4 protein-coding genes are annotated in these 5,941 nt (G+C 54.4%); all 4 read right to left on the bottom strand.

The features are described from left to right. Positions 1–173 precede the first annotated feature (173 nt). Entirely contained in the window at positions 174–1,280 is a 1,107-nt protein-coding gene (locus ABX962_RS27895; protein WP_372724359.1) for a DUF1559 domain-containing protein, read from the bottom strand. A 422-nt stretch (positions 1,281–1,702) separates the two neighbouring features. Then, complete coding sequence (locus tag ABX962_RS27890) at positions 1,703–2,809, bottom strand: DUF1559 domain-containing protein (protein ID WP_372724361.1); 1,107 nt, start codon at positions 2,807–2,809, stop codon at positions 1,703–1,705. Positions 2,810–3,105: 296 nt separating this feature from the next. Continuing rightward, the gene (locus tag ABX962_RS27885) at positions 3,106–4,188 is read right to left on the bottom strand and encodes a DUF1559 domain-containing protein (protein WP_372724357.1); all 1,083 of its coding nucleotides are present in this window, start codon (positions 4,186–4,188) and stop codon (positions 3,106–3,108) included. Positions 4,189–4,656: 468 nt separating this feature from the next. Continuing rightward, on the bottom strand, positions 4,657–5,805 hold the full coding sequence (locus tag ABX962_RS27880; protein ID WP_372724355.1) for a DUF932 domain-containing protein: 1,149 nt from the start codon (positions 5,803–5,805) through the stop codon (positions 4,657–4,659). Positions 5,806–5,941: the final 136 nt, after the last annotated feature.

Here is a 5,941-nt window from a genome sequence, read left to right as displayed (position 1 = left end):
CGAGATCTCCTAGACCTTCCACGCTGGCAAATGCGTTCTGTTCGTCAGTCGGTTTGACCACGCCCGACGATCCACATCCGATCCAAGTCAAAGTGGACAGCATCAGAGCGGCGACCACCAATTTATTCAATTTCATTCGTTTTTTTCCTTTGTTACAACAGGATTGTTTTCGATTATTGCTCGTTAATGACTTCGCTATTCTGAGCGGTGCTCATCGGTCGCCAGATATTCAGGTTATCGACCGAGTCGGTGACAAACCGCACGCCGCCATCGGCCATCAACACGTTCACCCCACCGGTGTGATAACTGCGGGCGGCCGCGTAGATCGCCGCGGTAGAACGCTCCTCTTCACACGCCAATCGCGGCTTGCTGACGTCCGCAATATCTTCACCACAAGCCGCCAGGATGTCCTTCTCGCTTGAGTTGGGATTTTGGAACGCCGAAAAGATGGTGGCTCCCATCGCGGGTGACATCCAAACGCCACGAATGTCGGTTTGTGATTCGGCCGCAATGATCTCACTCATCGCGATCGTGTTACTCAAACCATCGGTAAAATCGCGACTCTGCATCCCATTTCGATTTTGAAAACGATCGCCCGCGGTGGTTGTGCCGCCGACCGTCGTGATGATCTTTTCTTGATTAACATAGTAGGTACCAAACGCGCCACGGGTCTCCTTTTGCTCCCAAGACAACATGTCACCCGATCCCCAACACGCGGCATAGTTGTTGCCTTTGGCGAGTGCTTCGAGTCCATAGCTGCCGTCAGAGAATTGACCACTCACGGAGGGTGCCGAGGGGCATTTGTCAAAACCACTCAATTGCTCGCGTCCGAGGTTCCCCAGAGCGTCAATCGCTTCGCAGTGATCACAGGGGTTGGAGGTGTGATCATCACCGCGGTCGTCCTCACAACGCTGGACCATTTCCCACATCGCCGGCTGTTCCATGTAGGGGAACAGCATTGGCAACCAGTGCCAACCCAATTCATTTTGACCGTGCTGCCAGCCGCCTGTTTTGAAGCGGTTACCGGACTCGTCATAGTTCACATTTCCCGGCGGGAACGCACCAAAGGCCGACATGTGGTTGTGCATCGCCAAACCAAACTGCTTCATGTTGTTTTGACATTGCATCCGGCGAGCCGCTTCACGGGCCGCCTGAACAGCGGGCAGCAACAACCCCACCAGAACTCCGATGATGGCGATAACCACCAGTAGCTCTACCAGAGTAAACGCTGAGCGTTGAGGGGACACCGAATTACCACGCTTGTTATGCGTAATCCGCATTCACGAATTCCTTGAACGAGAGAGAGACAATATGTTTCAGAACTGCGAGCGGAATTAAAGCGAATGCGTGTTGAAATTCGGCGCAGAAACGATGAAGGAATTCTTAAGATGCGCAGCCCTCCACTGAAGGAGCCCGACACACGCACAGAACCGGCTTAGCGGGCACTTCACGCCCGCTGCCCCCACTTCAATATACAAGATTTAACAAGCTATAGACTTACCCCCCGACAAAAACGAATGCTTACAGCCGCGGAGTAAAGCGTCTGCGCTAGACGATCGACCATTGCCATCTATTCGGCACTCAGCAGGTGGTTTAGTAGCGGTGCGACGAGGGGCTTCGCCCGGCAAAATTCAAGTATCTGCTCAAGCTGCAACCGGACGGGCCCCGCGTCGCGGGCGTTACGAAAGTTGATGGCACGGGGCTATTGCCCTTCGATTACCTCTTGGTTCTGAGCCGTACTCATGGGACGCCAAATATTGAGATTGTCGACCGAATCGGTCACAAAGCGAACGCCGCCGTCTGCCATCAAAACATTCACGCCGCCGGTGTGGTAACTGCGTGCCGCAGCGTAGATTGCCGCGGTATCACGCTCTTCCTCGCAAGCCAAGCGAGGCTTGGTCACGTCGGCGATGTCCTCACCACAGGCCGCCAAGATGTCTTTCTCATCCGAGTTGGGGTTTCGAAATGCGGAGAAAATGGTCGCGCCCATGGCCGGTGACATCCAAACGCCGCGAATGTCGGTTTGCGACTCGGCTGCAATGATCTCGCTCATCGCAATCGTGTTACTCAAACCGTCCGTAAAATCACGGCTTTGCATGCCGTTGCGGCTTTGAAAACGGTCGCCCGCCGATATGGGAGGGCCTAAGGTGACGATCTTGTCCTGGTGGACATAGTAGGTACCAAATGCACCGCGAGTCTCCTGTTCCTCCCACGACAACATATCACCAGACCCCCAACACGCGGCGTAGTTGTTGCCTTTTGCGAGTGCTTCTAAACCGTAGCTGCCATCTGAAAACTGGCCGCTCACCGAGGGTGCCGAAGGGCACTTGTCAAAGGACGCTAGTTGCTCACGCCCAAGATGCTCGAACTCGGCAAAATACTCACAGTGATCGCATGGATTGGAGATATGCTGGTCCGCCCGTTCCTCTTCACATCGCTGAACCAATTCCCACATGCCGGGTTGCTCTAGATAGGGGAACAACATTGGCAACCAGTGCCACCCCAATTCGTTTTGTCCGTGCTGCCAACCGCCGGTCTTGAAGCGGTTACCCGACTCGTCATAGTTCACATTGCCTGGCGGAAACGATCCAAATGCCGACATATGGTTGTGCATCGCCAAACCAAACTGCTTCATATTGTTCTGGCACTGCATGCGACGAGCGGCCTCACGAGCCGCTTGGACCGCAGGCAACAGGAGCCCAACAAGTACGCCAATGATGGCAATCACCACCAATAACTCGACCAACGTAAACGCCGCACGCCGAGCATGCAGCGTCCCACGTTCTTCTCGAGTAATCCCAAACCACATCCGCTTCACCTTTGACATTGAGTTCTAAAAAGACTTTAAAGACGAGCGGCGATTTGAACGAGCAAGTGTTGTCGTTAGACCTACAACAAGTGAAGATTGGCTGAAGAAGAGGGACAACCTTGAAAAAAGGGATGGGTGCTGAGCAACAAACGGACAGCGTAGCCACCACTCCCCTCACAGGGAGCGGTTCAACAAAAAATCGCTCGCCGGAGGATGCCGGGCGAGCGATTTAAATGTGTCAAAGAATTACTTCGACTTACTCGAGAAAGCCGATCAACCTCGCTTGGATCAAACCATTACTGATCGACGATTTCGCCGTTTTGAGCGGTACTCATCGGCCGCCAAACATTCAGGTTGTCGACGGAATCGGTGACAAAGCGAACACCGCCGTCGGCCATCAACACGTTCACACCGCCGGTGTGGTAACTGCGTGCCGCAGCGTAAATCGCTGCCGTATCCTGGACCTCATCACAGGCCAAACGGGGCTTCTTGCCGTCATCATCGATATCCGCGCCACAGGCCGCCAATACATCCTTCTCGCTCGAGTTTGGATTTAAGAAAGTCGAGAAAATCGTGGCCCCCATTGCAGGCGACATCCAAACACCGCGGATGTCAGTCTTGGACTCGGCCGCAATCACTTCGCTCATCGCAATCGTGTTGCTCAACCCGTCGAGGAAATCGCGGCTTTTCATCCCATTTCGATTTTGAAAACGATCGCCTGCGACGCCGTTTTTGAAAATCTTTGATTCGTCGACGTAATAGGTACCAAACGCACCTCGCGTTTCTTTTGATTCCCACGACAACATGTCGCCGGAACCCCAATTCACAGCGTAGTTATTGCCCTTGGCAAGGGCCTCTAACCCATAAGCACCGTCAGAAAACTGCTCACGCACAACGGGCGCCGAAGGACACGAATTGAACCCGCCCAGAGGTTCACGCCCCAAGTGCCCCAGTGCCGCGCTGTATTCGCAGTGGTCGCAAGGGTTCATCGCTTGGCCGGGAACCGCGTCGTCACAGCGTTGGACCAATTCCCACAACGCAGGCTGTTCCATGTAGGGGAACAGCATTGGTAACCAGTGCCATCCCAATTCGTCTTGGCCATGCTGCCAGCCACCCGTTTTGAACCGATTCTCGTGCTCGTCGTAATTGACGTTACCTGGCGGAAACGCGCCAAACGCGGACATGTGGTTGTGCATTGCCAAACCGAATTGCTTCATGTTGTTTTGGCACTGCATGCGGCGTGCTGCTTCGCGTGCCGCCTGAACAGCGGGCAACAGCAGTCCCACGAGGACTCCGATGATCGCAATCACCACCAACAGTTCGACAAGCGTGAATGCCGAACGCTTACAGTGAGAGACGCCACGATTTTTTTGACTCAATTTAGATCCTTCATCAGTTAAACATGGTTGTTTGAAAATGTGGACAATCCGCCTCTTTGTCAAAGGCGATTTCCAGCGGGAGCGATCAGGATTAAAGAGAGCCGATGTTGGTTTTCAGCGCTAAGTTCGTGAACGTACCTTTAAGATTCAGTAGCGACCCCGACGCACCAAAGCAATGCAGGGCTTGCTCACCTCCGCAGCAAAGCAAGGGGAAATAGCGTCCCACAGCGAAAGAAAGATCGCCCATAAAAAAATCGACTTTTTTGCGGATTGCGTCGAGCATCGCTGAGCGACGAGGTGAACGGCTTGTTGATTTACTGAGCCGCGACGCGTCAGCGGCCGAGTCCCACACACGCGCCGGTGCCTTACGGCCAGTGTCATCTACCTTGGCCCTCGCCGGGGGAAAATTTGAAGCGATGCGCACCCCATTCGCTGCAACGTTGTATGGCGACTGCGGCGAAGCCACGATCAGTTCACGCTCTGGCGTATGCCGGCGCCGGAATCATCAATGAAAAAGGCGTCAAAATCGGGAGCCCCCTCGGCTGTCCCTTCGAGATCGTATTCATCGGAGATCAATGATCCAATGTGGGCCTGTAGCCGCCGGGCACCCTCGGGCAACGCGTGATGCGTGGCCACCTCGCTGGCAAAGTTGATCAGGTCATACACGCGAGCTTTGCTGGGCAAGATCCGGCGACGCTTGTCGCTGAGTGCCTCGAGATTCGCAAGTCCATACAGTTCGCTGAGGTTGCCTGCCATGCTGCGAAAACGACCGATCAAACCATCACATGTCAATTGTCGTTCACGCTGAGCACGATCTAACACCACCCCCAATTGCAGACACTCGTGCACCGACGCCCACGAGGTTTGGCTCGATTCAAACCGCTGGCGAATCGCGGCATAACCGTCGCCGTTGTCATAGGACTCGAGCGCACGGGCGATACAGTAGTCCATCTTTTTGCCAACCGGAATGTCACTGCGAAACGCCTTGGCGTAGCCGATCATGCCATTTTGACAAATCAGCCGCAACATGGACAAGAACAACCGCGGGTGCCCAAAACCATCCACCGGCGTTTCCAAGCAGAAGCGGTCGTGGAATTGATCGCCTCCGATCTGCAGCGATCGCGATCCGCCTCGCGGTTGGTGCGTGCTGATCAACAATCCCTCGTGATATCGCACATCCGTACCACCGTACTGTTCGACCAATGCTGCGATTTCGTGATAACGAATCACCGGCCGCTTGACATTGGTGACGGCCAGCAGCGTGCCTTCGGTTTCCTGCTTTCCTCCGGCATGCTCGGCAATACAAAACCGAAAGGCATCATCGGAGTTTTGCTGACTGATCCGGGCAAAAACTTCGTCGGGCGAGAAATAGCGGAAGACATTTTCGGCGATGCCAAAGCGTGTAAAGAACGACCGCCAAAATCGCCGTGACGCCGTAACCACACGGCCGTCAATCTCGAGGTGACGCAGCTTGACTCGGCCATTTTCCGTCCGTTGGACCTTGTGAACCTTCAAGTCCGCAACGGTCGCATGACCATAACAAAAGCGGGGTGAATTTTGCTTTGAAGCTGACGCGTGGGTTTCGGACAACGAGGGTTGAACAATTTCAGTAGACATCACCGGGGGACTCCTGAGATAGAGATGGAAAACGAGCGAAAAGAAACAGAGGCGATAGAGATCTATTGAGCGCGAGAAAACCATGCTTTGGCGGCCTTGCCGCGATGCATCGCAACCAATTTCGGAAGCGAGACTT

It is taken from the genome of Novipirellula sp., assembly GCF_041583735.1.
Taxonomy (GTDB): Bacteria; Planctomycetota; Planctomycetia; order Pirellulales; family Pirellulaceae; genus Novipirellula.
The sequence above is the reverse complement of the archived record's forward strand: the minus strand, read 5'-3'. Positions and strand labels throughout refer to the sequence as shown.

Coding starts and splice junctions, on each gene's coding strand:
- ABX962_RS27895 (WP_372724359.1), bottom strand. CDS start 1,280: ATGCGGATTACGCATAACAAGCGTGGTAATTCGGTGTCCCCTCAACGC.
- ABX962_RS27890 (WP_372724361.1), bottom strand. CDS start 2,809: ATGTGGTTTGGGATTACTCGAGAAGAACGTGGGACGCTGCATGCTCGG.
- ABX962_RS27880 (WP_372724355.1), bottom strand. CDS start 5,805: ATGTCTACTGAAATTGTTCAACCCTCGTTGTCCGAAACCCACGCGTCA.